Annotated in this window: 15 protein-coding genes; 12 read left to right on the top strand and 3 right to left on the bottom strand. The window is 67.7% G+C overall.

Features of this window, described 5'->3' with window-relative positions; genetic code table 11:
- Nucleotides 1-24: 24 nt before the first annotated feature.
- A complete protein-coding gene (locus JMF86_RS04425) occupies nucleotides 25-1,272 on the bottom strand; it encodes an ABC transporter substrate-binding protein (RefSeq protein WP_006476650.1) in 1,248 nt (415 codons plus the stop codon).
- A 430-nt stretch (nucleotides 1,273-1,702) separates the two neighbouring features.
- On the opposite strand from JMF86_RS04425, the gene zwf reads away from it, so the two are divergent.
- The 3 genes from zwf (at nucleotide 1,703) to JMF86_RS04410 (ending at nucleotide 5,847) form a co-directional block, all read left to right on the top strand.
- A complete protein-coding gene (gene zwf, locus JMF86_RS04420; RefSeq protein WP_011544826.1) occupies nucleotides 1,703-3,172 on the top strand; it encodes a glucose-6-phosphate dehydrogenase in 1,470 nt (489 codons plus the stop codon).
- 88 nt (nucleotides 3,173-3,260) lie between these two features.
- The gene (gene pgl, locus JMF86_RS04415; protein WP_011544825.1) at nucleotides 3,261-3,941 is read left to right on the top strand and encodes a 6-phosphogluconolactonase; all 681 of its coding nucleotides are present in this window, start codon (nucleotides 3,261-3,263) and stop codon (nucleotides 3,939-3,941) included.
- Complete coding sequence (locus tag JMF86_RS04410) at nucleotides 3,919-5,847, top strand: bifunctional transcriptional regulator/glucokinase (protein WP_006476653.1); 1,929 nt, start codon at nucleotides 3,919-3,921, stop codon at nucleotides 5,845-5,847. The genes pgl and JMF86_RS04410 overlap by 23 nt, the downstream gene beginning before the upstream one ends.
- 104 nt (nucleotides 5,848-5,951) lie before the next feature.
- On the opposite strand, the gene JMF86_RS04405 is transcribed toward JMF86_RS04410, so the two are convergent.
- Nucleotides 5,952-7,169 carry a Bcr/CflA family multidrug efflux MFS transporter gene (locus JMF86_RS04405; RefSeq protein WP_006476654.1) on the bottom strand — a complete coding sequence of 406 codons (1,218 nt, stop codon included), beginning with the start codon at nucleotides 7,167-7,169 and terminating at the stop codon, nucleotides 5,952-5,954.
- Nucleotides 7,170-7,415: 246 nt separating this feature from the next.
- Between JMF86_RS04405 and JMF86_RS04400 the strand changes: the two genes are divergently transcribed.
- From JMF86_RS04400 to JMF86_RS04360, 9 genes are all read left to right on the top strand, one after another.
- Nucleotides 7,416-7,868, top strand: coding sequence for a hypothetical protein (locus JMF86_RS04400; protein ID WP_012328082.1), 453 nt, complete (start codon nucleotides 7,416-7,418; stop codon nucleotides 7,866-7,868).
- 181 nt (nucleotides 7,869-8,049) lie between these two features.
- Nucleotides 8,050-9,333, top strand: coding sequence for a glutamate-1-semialdehyde 2,1-aminomutase (gene hemL, locus JMF86_RS04395; protein ID WP_201316770.1), 1,284 nt, complete (start codon nucleotides 8,050-8,052; stop codon nucleotides 9,331-9,333).
- A gap of 15 nt (nucleotides 9,334-9,348) precedes the next feature.
- Nucleotides 9,349-10,470 carry a bifunctional diaminohydroxyphosphoribosylaminopyrimidine deaminase/5-amino-6-(5-phosphoribosylamino)uracil reductase RibD gene (gene ribD, locus JMF86_RS04390; protein WP_006476657.1) on the top strand — a complete coding sequence of 374 codons (1,122 nt, stop codon included), beginning with the start codon at nucleotides 9,349-9,351 and terminating at the stop codon, nucleotides 10,468-10,470.
- A 14-nt stretch (nucleotides 10,471-10,484) separates the two neighbouring features.
- The gene (locus JMF86_RS04385) at nucleotides 10,485-11,114 is read left to right on the top strand and encodes a riboflavin synthase (protein ID WP_054927488.1); all 630 of its coding nucleotides are present in this window, start codon (nucleotides 10,485-10,487) and stop codon (nucleotides 11,112-11,114) included.
- A 364-nt stretch (nucleotides 11,115-11,478) separates the two neighbouring features.
- On the top strand, nucleotides 11,479-11,997 hold the full coding sequence (locus JMF86_RS04380) for a DUF1993 family protein (protein ID WP_023475222.1): 519 nt from the start codon (nucleotides 11,479-11,481) through the stop codon (nucleotides 11,995-11,997).
- Nucleotides 11,998-12,154: 157 nt separating this feature from the next.
- The gene (ribBA, locus tag JMF86_RS04375) at nucleotides 12,155-13,297 is read left to right on the top strand and encodes a bifunctional 3,4-dihydroxy-2-butanone-4-phosphate synthase/GTP cyclohydrolase II (protein ID WP_006476660.1); all 1,143 of its coding nucleotides are present in this window, start codon (nucleotides 12,155-12,157) and stop codon (nucleotides 13,295-13,297) included.
- 53 nt (nucleotides 13,298-13,350) lie between these two features.
- The gene (gene ribH / locus JMF86_RS04370; RefSeq protein ID WP_201316769.1) at nucleotides 13,351-13,860 is read left to right on the top strand and encodes a 6,7-dimethyl-8-ribityllumazine synthase; all 510 of its coding nucleotides are present in this window, start codon (nucleotides 13,351-13,353) and stop codon (nucleotides 13,858-13,860) included.
- Nucleotides 13,857-14,294 (top strand): transcription antitermination factor NusB, encoded by a 438-nt coding sequence (gene nusB, locus JMF86_RS04365; protein WP_006476662.1) that lies wholly within the window; start codon nucleotides 13,857-13,859, stop codon nucleotides 14,292-14,294. The genes ribH and nusB overlap by 4 nt, the downstream gene beginning before the upstream one ends.
- Before the next feature lie 70 nt (nucleotides 14,295-14,364).
- Nucleotides 14,365-15,561, top strand: a complete 1,197-nt coding sequence (locus tag JMF86_RS04360) for a pyridoxal phosphate-dependent aminotransferase (protein WP_125380741.1) — start codon at nucleotides 14,365-14,367, stop codon at nucleotides 15,559-15,561.
- A 118-nt stretch (nucleotides 15,562-15,679) separates the two neighbouring features.
- Here JMF86_RS04360 and JMF86_RS04355 read toward each other — a convergent pair whose 3' ends face one another.
- The gene (locus JMF86_RS04355; protein WP_125380742.1) at nucleotides 15,680-16,816 is read right to left on the bottom strand and encodes a transglycosylase SLT domain-containing protein; all 1,137 of its coding nucleotides are present in this window, start codon (nucleotides 16,814-16,816) and stop codon (nucleotides 15,680-15,682) included.
- Nucleotides 16,817-17,239 lie beyond the last annotated feature (423 nt).

Raw genomic sequence — 17,239 nt, 5'->3', positions numbered from 1 at the left:
GTCCGGCCGGGCGCCTGGCGCGCGTTACTTGACCTTCGCGGCCTTCGCGAGCGCGGCGACCGCGCTCTTCGAATCCTGCTGCGAGTTCATGAACTTCGTCACGACGTCGGTGATCGCGCCGGCGGTCGCGTCGCCTTGCGCCATGCCGTGCGCGAGCGACGGCACGAAGCCGCCCGACTTGATCGCGGTCTGCTCGTCGGCATACGACTTCTTCGCGCAGTCGTCGAACTTGTCCATCTTCACGCCGAGACGCACCGGCACCGAGCCCTTCAGCAGGCTGAACTGCTCCTGGAACTCGGGCGTCATGATCGTCTTCGCGAGCGCGAGCTGGCCCGGCGTCGCGTTCTTCTCGCCCTTCTGCTGGAAGAACACGAACGAATCGACGTTGAACGTGTACGAATTCGCGGTGCCCGGCACCGGCGCGCAGATGTAGTCCTTGCCCGCCTTCTTGCCGGCGTTTTCGAATTCGCCCTTCGCCCAGTCGCCCATGAACTGCATGCCGGCCTTGCCGTTGATGACCATCGCGGTCGCGAGGTTCCAGTCGCGGCCGTTACGGCCGGTGTCGAAGTAGCCCTGGATCTTGCGCACCGTGTCGAACACCGACAGCATCTGCGGCGACGTCAGCGTCGCCTGGTCGAGGTCGACCAGCGCCTTCTTGTAGAACGCCGGGCCCTGCGACAGCACGACGTCTTCCCACAGCGTCAGGTCCTGCCACGGCTGGCCGCCCATCGCGACCGGCTGGATGCCCGCGGCCTTCAGCTTGTCGGCCACCGCGAAGAATTCGGGCCAGGTGGTCGGCACCTTCGCGCCGACCTTGTCGAGCGCGGCCTTGTTGATGTACAGCCAGTTGACGCGGTGCACCGAGAACGGCGCGGCGACGGTATGGCCCTTGTACTTGATGATCTTGTCGATTTCCGGCGGCAGGTTCTGCTTCCAGTCGCCGGCGGCCGAATCGATGTTGACGAGCACGCCCTGGTCGGCCCAGTCCTGGATCAGCGGGCCCTTGATCTGCGCGGCCGACGGGGAATCGCCGCTGATCACCTTGGTCTTCAGCGCGGTCATCGCCGCGGCGCCGGCGCCGCCCGCGACCGCGAAGTCCTTCCACACGTAGCCCTGCTTCTGCAGGTCGTCCTTCAGCACGCCGACGGCCTTCGACTCGCCGCCCGAGGTCCACCAGTGCAGCACGGTTACGTTCTCGGCTGCCTGCGCCGCCACGGCGCCAGCCATCAGACCCGCGGCGCAGAGCGCGCCCATGATCGAGCGAACTTTCATTACTTATCTCCTCCAGACTGAATCAACTCGTGAGGTTCCCCGACGGGGAACCGGCTTCTTGATAAACGACGGGGAAATCGAGCCGCGGGACGCATGCAGCGTACGGGGCCGATGACCGGCCGGGCTCTTACAGAAAGCGTGAATCGAGATTCAACGGCGTGTCTCCTCTTTGTGTTTCTGGCCCACCGCGATGCTGCGGCGCGAGCCCGGGGGCGACGGCGCGCAATGATGCGCTCCGTCAATGTCCGATACCATTCGGCACAAGGCGCTCCCGAAGGCGAAGCTCGCGCAGTTCATCGACCGCACTTCTTTTTTTCTTCACCCAGGTGCTACCCCTTGCGGCGGATTGTAGTTAAACTACAATTCAGTGTCAAAAATATTTTTATCGCACTACGGATCGCTTCCAGCACCCCCAACACGGCGGAGACACATGCATACCGATTCCAGCTTTACCTTCGTACTTTTCGGCGGCACCGGCGATTTGTCGATGCGCAAGATCCTGCCCGCGCTGTTCGAAGCGCACCGTGCGAACATGCTGGCGGACGGCGGTCGGATCGTGGCCGTCGCACGACACGAATCGGATCGGGCGGGCTATCTCGAATGGGTCGACACGCACGTGAAGCCGCATGCGGCGAAGGCGGCCGGCAACGCGTTCGACGACGCGGCCTGGAAGTCGTTTCTCGACCGCATCGAGTACGTGAAGCTCGATCTCGGCCGCGCGGAGGACTACGTCGTGCTGCGCGACGCGATCGCATCGCTGCCCGGCATCCGCGTGTTCTATCTCGCGACCGGCCCGTCGCTGTTCGTGCCGATCTGCAAGGCGCTCGCGTCGGTCGGCCTGAACGAAGGCTCGCGCATCGTGCTGGAGAAGCCGCTCGGCTACGACCTGAAGTCGTCCAACGCGATCAACGACGCGGTCGGCGAGATCTTCGCGGAAGGCCAGATCTACCGGATCGACCACTACCTCGGCAAGGAGCCGGTACAGAACCTGCTCGCGCTGCGCTTCGGCAATGCGCTGTTCGAGCCGCTGTGGCGCCGCGAATGGGTCGAGAGCATCCAGATCACGATCGCGGAAGAGCTCGGCGTCGAGGCGCGCGGCGATTTCTACGACAATACGGGCGCGCTGCGCGACATGGTGCAGAACCACCTGCTCCAGCTGCTGTCGATCGTCGCGATGGAGCCGCCGCACTCGATGGATTCCGACTCGGTACGCGACGAGAAGCTGCGCGTGCTGCGCGCGCTGAAGCCGATCGATCCGCGCGACATCGGCAAGGTCGCGGTGCGCGGCCAGTATCATGCGGGCGTGATCAAAGGCGCGCAGGTGCCGGCCTACGCGACCGAGCCGGGCGTGAAGCCCGACAGCCAGACCGAAACCTTCGTCGCGCTGAAGGTCGAGATCGAGAACTGGCGCTGGGCCGGCGTGCCGTTCTTCCTGCGCACCGGCAAGCGTCTGGCCGACCGCGTCGCGGAGATCGTCGTCAACTTCCGCCCGGTGCCGCATTCGGCGCTCGGGCCGACCGCGCTGCGCCCCGGTTCGAACCGTCTCGTGATCCGGCTGCAGCCGAACGAGACGATCCGCCTGTACTGCCTCGCGAAACAGCCGGGCGAAGGGATGAACCTCGCGAGCGTGCACCTCGACCTCGCGTTCGACCAGTTCTTCAAGGAAGGGCAGATGGAGGCGTACCAGCGCCTGCTGCTCGACGTGATCAACGGCCGGCTCGCCCTGTTCGTGCGTCGCGACGAGCAGGAAGCCGCCTGGCAATGGGTCGAGCCGATCCTGAACGAATGGGCGCGCACGCTCAAGCCGCCGAAGCCGTACGCGGCGGGCACGTGGGGGCCGGCCGCGTCGAGCGCGATGCTCGCGCAGCACGACACCTGCTGGCTCGAAGAAGAAAACTGATGCAAACCGTTGCGGCGTACGCCACCGTACGCGGCAACGCGCCTCACGATTCGTACGATTTGAACAGACAAAGCAGTCCGGAGGAGATGTGATCGAGATCCACGCTTTCGACACCCAGGAAGCGCAAAGCGAAGCGCTCGCGCGCGCCGTCGGCGATGCGCTGCGCGCGGCGCTTGCCGGCCCCGCGCGCCCCACGCTCGCGGTGTCCGGCGGCACCAGCCCGCGCCCGTTCCTGCATACGCTGTCGCACGCGGCGCTCGACTGGGCCGGCGTCGACGTCACGCTGGTCGACGACCGCTGGGTGCCGGACGACGACGCGGCCAGCAACGCGCAACTCGTGCGCGACACGCTGCTGCAGCGCGCGGCGGCCCCTGCCCGCTTCCTGCCGCTCGTCGACACGCGCAGCACGCTCGACGCGCACGTCGCCGCGTTGAACGCGAACCCCGACTACCGCGTGCCGACCGTCGCCGTGCTCGGCATGGGCGAGGACGGCCACACCGCGTCGATCTTCGCCGACGCACCCGAATGGGACCACGCGATCACGACGTCCGAGCGGTTCGTCGCCGTGCATCCGGGCGCGGCGCCCCATGCACGCGTGAGCTATTCGCTCGATGCGCTCAAGCGCGTCGACCGGCTGTTCCTGCTGATCGCGGGCGCCCGCAAACGCGACGTGCTCGACGCCGCGGCCGCGTCGCTGCAGAAGAACGCGATTTCCCAACTGGCCAACGACAAGGGGACCCAGCTCGATGTCTACTGGTGCGCAAAGTAAGGCGGTCGTCGCGGGTCAGCATGCCGACGGCCCGCGCCTGCTCGCGGACGTCGGCGGCACCAACGCGCGCTTCGCGCTGGAAACCGGCCCCGGCGAGATCACGCAGATCCGCGTGTATCCCGGCGCCGACTATCCGACGATCACCGACGCGATCCGCAAGTATCTGAAGGATGTGAAGATCAGCCGCGTGAACCACGCGGCGATCGCGATCGCGAACCCGGTCGACGGCGACCAGGTCACGATGACCAACCACGACTGGAGTTTCTCGATCGAGGCGACGCGCCGCGCGCTCGGCTTCGACACGCTGCTGGTCGTCAACGACTTCACCGCGCTCGCGATGGCGCTGCCGGGCCTGACCGATGCCCAGCGCGTGCAGGTCGGCGGCGGCGCACGTCGCCAGAACAGCGTGATCGGCCTGCTCGGGCCCGGTACCGGGCTCGGCGTGTCGGGGCTGATTCCGGCCGATGACCGCTGGATCGCGCTCGGCAGCGAAGGCGGCCACGCATCGTTCGCGCCGCAGGACGAGCGCGAGGACCTGGTACTGCAGTACGCGCGCAAGAAGTTTCCGCACGTGTCGTTCGAACGCGTGTGCGCGGGCCCCGGCATGGAGATCATCTATCGCGCGCTCGCGGCGCGCGACAAGAAGCGCGTCGCCGCGACCGTCGACACGGTCGAGATCGTCGAGCGCGCGCATGCGGGCGACGCGCTCGCGCTCGAGACGGTCGAATGCTTCTGCGGGATTCTCGGCGCGTTCGCGGGCAGCGTCGCGCTAACGCTCGGCGCGCTAGGCGGCGTGTACATCGGCGGTGGCGTCGCGCTGAAGCTGGGCGAGCTGTTCACGCGCTCGTCGTTCCGCGCGCGCTTCGAGGCGAAGGGCCGCTTCACGCACTACCTCGAAAACATCCCGACCTACCTGATCACCGCCGAATACCCGGCGTTCCTCGGCGTGTCGGCGATTCTCGCGGAACAGTTGTCGAACCGTTCCGGCGGTGCGTCGTCGGCCGTGTTCGAGCGAATCCGCCAGATGCGCGACGCGCTGACGCCGGCCGAGCGCCGCGTCGCCGATCTCGCGCTGAACCATCCGCGCTCGATCATCAACGATCCGATCGTCGACATCGCGCGCAAGGCCGACGTGAGCCAGCCGACCGTGATCCGCTTCTGCCGCTCGCTCGGCTGCCAGGGGCTGTCGGACTTCAAGCTGAAGCTCGCCACCGGCCTCACCGGCACGATCCCGATGAGCCACAGCCAGGTGCATCTCGGCGATACGGCCACCGACTTCGGCGCGAAGGTGCTCGACAATACGGTGTCCGCGATCCTGCAGCTGCGCGAGCACCTGAATTTCGAGCACGTCGAGAACGCGATCGAGATCCTGAACGGCGCGCGCCGCATCGAGTTCTACGGGCTCGGCAACTCGAACATCGTCGCGCAGGACGCGCACTACAAGTTCTTCCGCTTCGGCATTCCGACGATCGCGTACGGCGACCTGTACATGCAGGCCGCGTCGGCCGCGCTGCTCGGCAAGGGCGACGTGATCGTCGCGGTGTCGAAGTCGGGCCGCGCGCCCGAGCTGCTGCGCGTGCTCGACGTCGCGATGCAGGCCGGCGCGAAGGTGATCGCGATCACGTCGAGCAACACGCCGCTCGCGAAGCGCGCGACCGTCGCGCTCGAAACCGACCACATCGAGATGCGCGAGTCGCAGTTGTCGATGATCTCGCGAATTCTGCATCTGCTGATGATCGACATCCTCGCGGTCGGCGTCGCGATCCGTCGCGCGTCGACGAACGGCGAACTGCCCGAAGCCGTCGCGCAGGCGAAAGCGCGCGCCAGCGACGACGAAACGGCCGACGTGCTCGACTGGCTGAGCCACGGCGCGTCGCCGGCGGCGAAGGACGTCGCGCGGGACTAGCGCATGGCGCGGCGTCAGCCGCTTCACGCGTCCCAACGAAAAACGCCACCGGCGCATCGCGCGCGGTGGCGTTTTTCATTGTGCGACCCGGCGGGCGGCGCGGTTCAGGCGCCCGCTTTCACCGGCCGGCCGTGCCAGCGCAGCACCAGATAGCGCCCGGCGAAGCACAGCAGGCCCGACACACCGATCGTCACGCCCATCGCGAACGGCGTGCCGTCCGCGAGTGCGCCGATCGCGACGCTCGCCAGCGCGCCGAGCGCGAGCTGCATCGCGCCGAACACGGCCGCCGACGCGCCCGCGTTGTGCGGATAGCGATGCATCAGGTCGGTCGTGCAGTTCGCGGACAGGATCCCGACCACGCCGACGACGAAGAACAGGCACACGACGATCGACCACAGCCCGCCCAATCCGGTCAGCGCGACGAACGCGACCGCGAGCGACGCGATGCAGCTCACGAGCGACGCGGCCGCGATGATGCGCAGCGAACCGATGCGGCCGACGAGCCGCGTGTTCGCGAAGTTGCCGATCATGATCCCGACGACGTTCAGGCCGAACAGCAGCCCGTAGTGCTGCGGCGACACGTGGAAATACTCGATGTACACGAACGGCGTCGCGGTGATGTACGAGAACATCGATGCGAACGCCATCCCGCCGCACAGCATGTGCCCCCATGCGACGGGGTCGGACAGGATGCGCCCGTACGACGCGAACGACGCGAGCACGGCCGCGCTCTTGCGCCGCTCCTTCGGCCAGGTTTCGGGCACCCGCAGGTACGCAGTCGTTGCGCAGAGCGCGCCGAACACGGCGAGCACGACGAACACGCCGCGCCAGCCGGAGAAACGCAGGATCTGGCCGCCGATCAGCGGCGCGAGCAGCGGTCCGACCGCGGTGACGATCGCGACCATCGACAGCACCTTCGCCGCGTCGCTCGGCTCGTGCGCGTCGCGCGCGATCGCCCGCGCGAGCACCGACGCGGCGCCGGCGCCGAGCGCCTGCAAAAAGCGCACGACGATCAGCATGTCGATCGAACCCGCCACGAAGCAGCCGATACTCGCGAGCGTGAACAGCGCGATCCCGCCGAGCAGCACGGGGCGGCGGCCCCACGTGTCGGACAGCGGGCCGTACAGCAGCATGCCGATCGAGAAACCGGCCATGAAGCTCGTCAGCGTGCGCTGCGCGGCGCCGGCGCTGACGGAGAAGCCTGCGGCGATCGACGGCAGGCTCGGCAGGTACATGTCGGTGGCGATCGGCCCGCAGGCCGCGAGCGCGCCGAGCAACAGGATCAGCCGGGCATCGGGCCGGCGCCGGACGACGTGGGACATGGGTATCCGGAATGGGAGCCCGCGCGCATCGGGGCGCGCGTGGCGGTGAAGACGGGAAGCCGCGCTGCAAGCGGCGCGTTCAGGCCCATGATTGTACGCGCAACTTTTTTGCGTGCCTCGGGCCGCATGCTGCGGCGGGCAGGAACCCGCCCACGCGCGTCGCGCGCCGAACCAGCGTGAGGGCGGATTCGATTAAGCTTGCTGCTTGCCGCTCTTGTCTGATCTATTCGACGTACGACCGACCCGATGACCGCTTTCCTGCTGATCTGGAGCCCCAAGAAATGGCCATGGCCCGAGCTGCCCGACGTCGCCGCGCGCGTGAAGGCCGGCGAGGCCGTGCATGACGTATGGGGCTGCGGCTTCGCGCGCGGCATCCTGCCCGGCGACCGCGTATTCCTGCACCGCGTCGCGAAGGAGCCCAAGGGTGTGTTCGGCTCCGGCTACGTGACGCGCGCGCCATACGAGGTACCCGATCCGTCGACCAAGCGCGGCTACCGGCTGTGCATCGACTTCGTGTACGACTGGCTGGTCGACGCGCACCAGGACGTCGTGATTCCGCGCGATGCGCTGCGCGTCCATCCGTATTCGGTACAGACCTGGGATGCGCAGAGTTCCGGCACGTCGATCAAGCCGATGGTCGAAGGTCCGCTCGAAAAGCGCTGGGCCGAGCTGACCGGCAAGCGCAAGCCGCCGCGATAAGCGGAAACCGGGTCGCATCGGGGCCGCCTTTCTGTCCGGCCGATTCCCCCGGCGCGCCGAAAGGCCGCGGACCGGCCGGCGGGCTTGCCGCGCGTGTCTCCGGTACAATCAGACGATCGTTCCGCCCAGGCGCCGCGGCCCGTGCACAGGCCCCCGCGCCCTTCTCTCGCAGGTTTCGCTCATGTCCAACAATCAGATCCTCTTCGAACGCGCCCAGAAGACCATTCCGGGCGGCGTCAACTCGCCGGTGCGCGCCTTCCGCTCGGTCGGCGGCACGCCGCGCTTCGTCGCGCGCGCGCAAGGCCCGTATTTCTGGGATGCCGACGGCAAGCAGTACATCGACTACATCGGCTCGTGGGGCCCGATGATCGTCGGCCACGTCCATCCGGAAGTGCTGTCGGCCGTGCAGAACGTGCTCGCCGACGGCTTCTCGTTCGGCGCGCCGACCGAAGCCGAGATCGAGATCGCCGAGGAAATCTGCAAGCTCGTGCCGTCGATCGAGCAGGTACGGATGGTGTCGAGCGGCACCGAGGCGACGATGAGCGCGCTGCGTCTCGCGCGCGGCTTCACGGGCCGCAGCCGCATCGTCAAGTTCGAGGGCTGCTACCACGGCCACGCGGACAGCCTGCTGGTCAAGGCCGGCTCGGGCCTGCTGACGTTCGGCAACCCGACGTCGGCCGGCGTGCCCGCCGACATCGCGAAGCACACGACCGTCCTCGAATACAACAACGTCGCCGCGCTGGAAGAAGCGTTCGGCGCGTTCGGCGACGAGATCGCCGCGGTGATCGTCGAGCCGGTCGCCGGCAACATGAACCTCGTGCGCGGCACGCCCGAATTCCTGAACGCGCTGCGCGCGCTGTGCACGAAGCACGGCGCCGTGCTGATCTTCGACGAGGTGATGTGCGGGTTCCGTGTCGCGCTCGGCGGCGCGCAGGCGTACTACGGGATCGCGGCCGACCTCACCTGCCTCGGCAAGGTGATCGGCGGCGGGATGCCGGCCGCCGCGTTCGGCGGCCGCCGCGACATCATGGCCCACCTCGCGCCGCTCGGCGGCGTCTATCAGGCCGGCACGCTGTCGGGCAATCCGATCGCGGTCGCCGCGGGCTTGAAGACGCTGCAACTGATCCAGGCGCCGGGTTTCTACGACGCGCTCACCGCGCAGACGAAGCGGCTCGCCGACGGCCTCGCAGCGGAAGCACGCGCGGCCGGCGTGCCGTTCGCGGCCGACTCGATCGGCGCGATGTTCGGCCTGTGCTTCGCCGAGCGCGTGCCGGGCAGCTTCGCGGAAGTCACCAAGAGCGACGTCGAGCGATTCAACCGCTTCTTCCATCTGATGCTCGACGAGGGCGTGTACTTCGCGCCGTCCGCGTACGAAGCCGGCTTCGTGTCGAGCACGCACGACGACGCGGTGATCGACGCGACGCTCGCGGCCGCGCGCCGCGCGTTCGCGGCACTCGCCGCCTGACCCGGGGCCGCGCGCATGTTCTCGGATACCGATTTCGCCCACATGCAGCGCGCGCTCGCGCTCGCGGCGCGCGGCATGTACACGACCGCGCCGAATCCGCGCGTCGGCTGCGTGATCGTCAAGGACGGCGACGTGATCGGCGAAGGCTTCACGCAGCCGGCCGGCCAGGACCACGCGGAAGTGCAGGCGCTCAAGGACGCGCGTTCGCGCGGCTACGACGTCGCGGGCTCGACCGTCTACGTGACGCTCGAACCGTGCAGCCATTTCGGCCGCACGCCGCCGTGCGCGAACGCGCTGATCGACGCGCGCGTCGCGAAGGTCGTCGCCGCGATGGAAGACCCGAACCCGCAGGTGTCGGGGCGCGGCCTCGGAATGCTGCGCGACGCGGGTATCGACGTGCGCTGCGGGCTGCTCGCGAATGAAGCCGGCGAGCTGAACATCGGCTTCGTGTCGCGGATGACGCGCGGCCGCCCGTGGGTGCGGATGAAGACCGCCGCATCACTCGACGGCCGCACCGCGCTGCCGTCCGGCGAAAGCCAGTGGATCACCGGCGAGGCCGCGCGCCTCGACGGCCATGCGTGGCGCGCCCGCGCGTGCGCGATCCTCACCGGTATCGGCACCGTGCGCGAGGACAATCCGCTGCTGACCGTGCGCGGCATCGACACGCCGCGCCAGCCGCAACGCATCCTGGTGGACAGCCGCCTCGACCTGCCGCTCGACGCGCGGCTGCTCGAAGGCGCGCCGTTGCTGATCTTCTGCGGCCGGCTCGACGCCGCCGGCGAACTGCGCGCGAACGTGCTGAAGTCGCGCGGCGCGGAAATCGTGCCGCTCGCGAATGCGCACGGCAAGGTCGACCTGCCCGCGATGCTGGCGGCGCTCGGCGCGCGCGGCGTCAACGAGTTGCACGTCGAGGCCGGCCACAAGCTGAACGGTTCGCTGCTGCGCGAGCACTGCGTCGACGAATTGCTGGTGTATCTGGCGCCGAGCCTGCTGGGCGCCGACGCGGCCGGCATGTTCGATCTCGCCGCGCCGGCCAGCCTCGAGGCGCGCACCCGGCTGTCGTTCCACGGTATCGAGCGGGTCGGCGACGACCTGCGCATCCTCGCGCGCGTCGCACCGACCGACACGTCTCACTGAACGGAATCGCCACGATGTTTACCGGAATTGTCGCGGCCGTCGGCCGCATCGAAACGATCGCCCCGCTCGGCACGTCGGCCGATGCGGGCGTGCGCCTGACCGTGCAGGCCGGCGGGCTCGATCTCGCCGATGTCGCGCTGAGCGACAGCATCGCGATCCAGGGCGCATGCATGACGGTGATCGAGAAGACCGACACCACGTTCGACGTCGACGTGTCGCGCGAAAGCCTGAACCGGACGGTCGGCCTCGCGCAGCCCGGCGAAGTGAATCTCGAGAAGGCGCTGCGCGCGCATGACCGCCTCGGCGGGCATATCGTGTCGGGCCATGTGGACGGCCTCGGTACCGTATCGCGCTTCGCACCGGTCGGCGAGTCGCACGAACTGCGGATCGTCGCGCCGCGCGAACTCGGCCGCTATCTCGCGTACAAGGGATCGATCACGGTGAACGGCGTCAGCCTGACCGTCAATACGATCGACGATCGCGCGGACGGCTGCGAATTCTCGATCAACCTGATTCCGCATACGGTTGAAGTCACGACGCTGCGTCACCTGCGGGCCGGCGACAAGGTCAACCTCGAGGTCGACATGATCGCGCGGTATGTGGAGCGGATGCTGTCGGCATCGCAGGGCGTGCATCAGGACTGAACAAGCAGATCCTCTGTATATGGAATGACGGCTGGCGGTTCGTTTCGGCATTGTTTGGGCGTCGCCACGACCCCGTCGCTCCTCCACTCACCGGCCGCCGTGCCGATCGTGTGCGGTAACCGAGCTGGCGCCACCGGGCATTGCTCGTACCCTACTTCGTGCCGTGCCGCTCCGTCTCCTGCCATCCGAAATGCCGGCATCGCGATCGGGTTCGGTCGTTGGCCGTCCGGCCGGCACCTGGCCGAACGGCCAACGACGCGCACGGGCCATGCCGTCGCGCTAAGATGCGTCGACAGCGGTTTCCACGCCGCCACGTACGACGCGCCGCGTAGCGGCCGCCACTCTTCCCATTGGAGTCGTCCCCATGTCCATCTCGATGTACCAGGCTTCGCTGCCCGTCCTGATCCGCGGCCTCACCAACCTGCAGCACATCCTCGGCAAGGCACAGGCGCATGCGGCCGAAAAGCAGATCGATCCGTCGGTGTTCATCGGCGCACGCCTCTATCCGGACATGCTGCCGCTCGTCCGCCAGGTGTACATCGCGACCGATACGGCCAAGGGCTGCGCCGCGCGGCTCGCCGGCGCCGAAATCCCGAGCTACCCGGATGTCGAGCAGACCTTCGACGAACTGCACGCACGCATCCAGAAGACGATCGACTACCTGAAGAGCTTCGACGCCGCGCAGATCGACGGCAGCGAGACGCGCCAGATCGTGCTGAAGATGCGCGTCGGCCCGATCGAGTTCACCGGCCAGTCGTACCTGCTGAATTTCGTGCTGCCCAACTTCTTCTTCCACGTGACGACCGCGTACGACATCCTGCGCCACAGCGGCGTCGAACTCGGCAAGCTGGACTACCTCGGCGGGCGCAACGAGCACGCGTGACGCGCGGCCGGGCCACGTCCGGCCCGCCTCCGTTCGCCCCCGCGCGGGGGCCGGCCGCAGCGCTTTCCGGAGCACGCGCGGGCCCCGCGCGGCCCGCGCCAGCCGAAACGCCGTCCGGCTGGCGTAAAATACGCACTTTCCTCTTTCTCGCCCCCTTATGACGCTCGCCTCCACGCTCGACATCATCGCCGAGCTGAAAGCCGGCCGGATGGTGATCCTGGTCGATGAAGAAGACCGCGAAAACGAGGGCGACCTCGTGATCGCCGCCGAATTCGTCACGCCGGAAGCGATCAACTTCATGGCCAAGTACGGCCGCGGCCTGGTTTGTCTGACGTTGACGCAGGAGCGCTGCAAGCAGCTTCACCTGCCGCTGATGACCTACCGCAACGGCACGCAGTACGGCACCGCGTTCACGGTCAGCATCGAAGCGGCCGAAGGCGTGACGACCGGCATCTCGGCCGCCGACCGGGCGCACACGATCGCCACGGCGGTCGCGCACGACGTGCGCCCCGAGCACATCGTGCAGCCGGGCCACGTGTTCCCGATCATGGCGCAACCGGGCGGCGTACTCGTGCGCGCGGGCCACACCGAGGCCGGCTGCGACTTCACGGCGCTCGCGGGCCTCACGCCGGCCGCGGTGATCTGCGAGATCATCAAGGACGACGGGACGATGGCGCGCCTGCCCGACCTGATCGAATTCGCGAAGGAACACAACCTGAAGATCGGCACGATCGCCGACCTGATCCAGTACCGCAGCCGCACCGAATCGATCATCGAGCGGATCGCCGAGCGCACGATGCAGACCGCGCACGGCACGTTCCGCGCGGTGCTGTACCGCGACCAGCCGAGCGGCTCGCCGCACATCGCGCTGGTGCGCGGCGCTCCGTCGCCCGATGTCGATACGCCGGTGCGCGTGCACGAGCCGCTGTCGGTGCTCGATCTGCTCGAGACCGGCATCTCGACCCACTCGTGGACGCTCGACGCCGCGATGCGCGACATCGCGGAACGCGACCTCGGCGTGATCGTGCTGCTCAACTGCGGCGATACGAAGGAACACCTGATCGACGTCTTCAAGGCGTTCGACGAGGAAGAAAGGGCTGCCGCGCTCAAGCGCCGGCCGGTCGATTTCAAGACGTTCGGCATCGGCGCACAGATCCTGCGCGATGTCGGCGTCGGCAAGATGCAGGTGCTGTCGAATCCGCGCAAGCTGGGCAGCATGTCCGGCTACGGCCTCGAAGTCACGGGCTTCATTCCGATGCCCGGCGGCGAAGCCAAGTCCTGCCCGGCGTCCCACGCGTAACCCGCCACGGCGCTTTCGCCCTATAACCGTTCATCCACACCACGGACCAGATCATGGAAATCGGACAATACCAACCGAATCTCGAAGGCGACGGCCTGCGTATCGGCATCGTGCAATCGCGCTTCAACGAGCCCGTGTGCAACGGCCTCGCCGACGCGTGCGTCGAAGAACTGGAACGCCTCGGCGTCACCGGTGAAGACGTGCTGCTCGTGTCGGTGCCCGGCGCGCTGGAAATCCCGCTCGCGCTGCAGAAGCTCGCCGAAAGCGGCCAGTTCGACGCGCTGATCGCGCTCGGCGCGGTGATCCGCGGCGAGACCTACCATTTCGAACTCGTGTCGAACGAGAGCGGCGCGGGCATTACCCGCATCGGCCTCGACTTCAACCTGCCGATCGCGAACGCCGTGCTGACGACCGAAAACGACGAGCAGGCCGTCGCGCGCATGACCGAAAAGGGTCGTGACGCCGCACGCGTCGCGGTCGAGATGGCCAATCTGACGATGGCGCTCGACCAACTCGGCGACGACGAGGACGAAGAGGAAGACGACGAAGAGGAGCGCGCATGAAGAAGAGCGCCCGCCGACAATCGCGCGAGCTGGCGACGCAGGGCCTGTACCAGTGGCTGCTGTCGAACGCGCCCTCCGGCGAGATCGACGCGCAACTGCGCGGCGCGCTCGGTTACGACAAGGCTGACAAGGAACTGCTCGAAGCGATCCTGCACGGCGTGATCCGCGAGCATGCGACGCTCGTCGAAGCGCTGGCGCCGTCGCTCGACCGTCCGATCGATCAGCTGTCGCCGGTCGAACGCGCGGTGCTGCTGATCGCGACGTTCGAGCTCACGCACCATGTCGAAACGCCGTACCGCGTGATCATCAACGAAGCCGTCGAACTCGCGAAGACGTTCGGCGGCTCCGACGGCTACAAGTACGTGAACGGCGTGCTCGACAAGCTCGCCGCGAAGCTGCGCCCGGCCGAAACGCAGGCGCGTCGCAACGGCTGACGCCGCTGGTTGGTCCACGGGCGCGCAAGCGCCCGTTTTTCATTCTTTTCCCCCTCCGCCCTGCCCGCCGATGAATACCACCGCCGATTCGCTCGTCACGCTCGCCGCACGCGTCGACGCGATCCAGCCTTTTCATGTGATGGAACTGATGAAGGAGGCACAGCGGCTCGAGTCCTTGGGGCGCGATGTTATCCACATGGGCATCGGCGAGCCGGATTTCACCGCGCCGGAGCCGGTTGTCGAGGCCGCCGCGGCCGCGCTGCGCCGCGGCGTCACGCAGTACACGAGCGCGCTCGGCATCGCGCCGCTGCGCGAGGCGATCGCCGCGCACTATGCACGCGCATACGGCCTCACGGTCGCCCCCGAGCGGATCGTCGTGACGGCCGGCGCATCGGCCGCGCTGCTGCTCGCATGCCTCGCGCTGGTCGGCCGCGATGACGAAGTGCTGATGCCCGATCCGTCCTACCCGTGCAACCGGCACTTCGTCGCGGCGGCTGAAGGCCGTCCGGTGCTCGTGCCGAGCGGCCCGGACGCGCGCTTCCAGCTCACCGAACACGACGTCCGCACGCACTGGAACGAGCGCACGCGCGGCGTGCTGCTCGCGTCGCCGTCGAACCCGACCGGCACGTCGCTCGAACCGGACGAACTGAAGCGGATCGTCGAAGCGGTGCGCGCACGCGGCGGCTTCACGATCGTCGACGAGATCTACCAGGGGCTCAGCTACGACGCCGCGCCCGTGTCGGCGCTGTCGTTCGGCGACGACGTGATCACCGTGAACAGCTTCTCGAAGTATTTCAGCATGACGGGCTGGCGGCTCGGCTGGCTCGTCGTGCCGCCCGCGCTCGTCGGCACGTTCGAGAAGCTCTCGCAGAACCTGTTCATCTGCCCGTCCGCACTCGCGCAACATGCGGCGCTCGCCTGCTTCGAACCCGCGACGCTCGACATCTACGAAACACGCCGGCTCGAATTCAAGCGCCGGCGCGATTTCATCGCGCCGGCGCTGCAGCGGCTCGGCTTCACGGTGCCGGTGATGCCGGACGGCGCGTTCTATGTGTATGCGCATTGCGGCGGCGTCGCGCACCCGGCGGCCGGCGACAGCGCCGCGCTCACGCAGGCGATGCTGCACGACGCTGGCGTGGTGCTGGTGCCGGGCATGGACTTCGGTGTCCATGCGCCGCGCGACTATATCCGCCTGTCCTATGCGACGGCCTACTCGCGGCTCGAAGAGGCGGTCGACCGACTCGGGACGCTGTTCGGGCAGCACTGACACCGCGCCCGGCGCACCGGGCGCTTCACGCACCGCAAAAAGAAAAGGCACCCGAATCGGGTGCCTTTCCTTTCTCATGCCCAGTCGTGCCGGCCGAAGCCGCACGGCGCCTGCGACGCTACGCGCCGAGCTCCGAATGATCGGCGTGCGACTGCTTCGCGGTATCGACGCTCGCGTCGTCCTGCGACGCGGCTTCCTTCGGCGCCGCCTTGACCGAGGTCGTACCGTCGAGCGTCGCATGCACGCGCTTCGCGCCGCCGGCTGCGGCCGTCACGGCAGCGGCGGTGACGATCGGCTTCGCGGGTTGCGCGGGCGCCTGCGGCGCGTTGATCGGCACGTTGCGGCCACGCGCGACGTCGCGCAAGCGACCGCGTTCGGCCATCACCTTCGAGCCATAGCCGTTGTCGTCGGGGTTCGTCGAGCCGTTGTACAGGCGCAGGCCGTTCGCGAGCGAGCCGCCGCGCGCGATGCAATCCTTCAGCACCAGTGCGCCGACCTGCAGGTTCGCGAGCGGCTGCAGCGCGGTATCGGTGCCGCCGAAATACTCGAACTTGTCGGAATGAACCTTCGACATGACCTGCATCAGCCCCTTCGCGCCGACGCCGCTTTCTGCGTACGGGTTGAAGCCCGATTCGATCGCCATCACGGACAGCAGCAGCAGCGGGTCCAGGCCGACGTCACGACCGGTCTGGAACGCAGCCTTGACGAGCTGGCCGAGCGGCTCCTGCGCGACGCGGTAACGGCGCGACAGATAAGTGGCGACAAGCGCCTGTTCGCGGTTCGACGCGAGCGCGCGATCGTCGCGCGCATCGGCCGCCACGCGCTGAATCGGAATCAGCTTGGCCAGTGCGACCGGCGACGGGCCGGTGCGGGCCGGATCGGACGCATCGCCCTGCGGGCCTTGAGCGCCCTGCGCGGCGGTTTCCGGCGCGACATCGAGGCCGACCGCCAGCGCATCCGTTTCGGGACCGTCTTCCTGCTGCGGCTGCGCACCGGCAGGCGCGAAGTTCGGCAGCGGATGGCCGGACAGCAGACGCGCCGGACCGGCCTGCACGGCCGCGGATACGACCGGCATCAGCTTCGCGGCAAGCGTGCCGCGGACGGTTGGCAGCAGCCACAGTGCAAGCGCAACCGCGACAGCGAAACAGCCGACAACGCTGAATAGATGGTGACTGACACGCGTCCCGCGACGCAGCAAGTTGCGCACGATTTGCGCATGCTGCTCAGTGGGACGCCACGATAACCAAGCGTTCATTCAGATCATCTCCCATGAACATGACTCGTGCGGCTCGCTCAGCTCGAAGGCGAGACAGAAAACGCGCCGCGGAATCACGACGCCGCACGCCTTGGTTGGGACGTGCAAGCATCGGGGAAACGGTATAAGTACCGTTCGAGGCCACGGTGTAAGAGGACCGGCGCCTTCGCACATTGGGCGAGGCGGGCATACGCGGTGGCACCCACGCAAAAAACCAGCGTCTGGTAGCGCTGGCTAGGACTACGACAAAAGCCGTCGAAGACGCCGTGCAGGGTTCGGCGGACGGTGACGCGCTGCGTCAAAGATCGGTGATTGGCGGCTCGAAGCCTTTTACCCTGCAACCAATGTGAGCGGATTCTAGCAGGGTTTTATAGATCGTCAACACTATAAAAACTCAAATCTATAACAAAAAGTAATTTAAAA

The organism is Burkholderia sp. E168m15, from assembly GCF_016586105.1.
Lineage (GTDB): Bacteria > Pseudomonadota > Gammaproteobacteria > Burkholderiales > Burkholderiaceae > Burkholderia > Burkholderia orbicola.
This window is presented reverse-complemented; position numbering and strand designations above follow the sequence as displayed.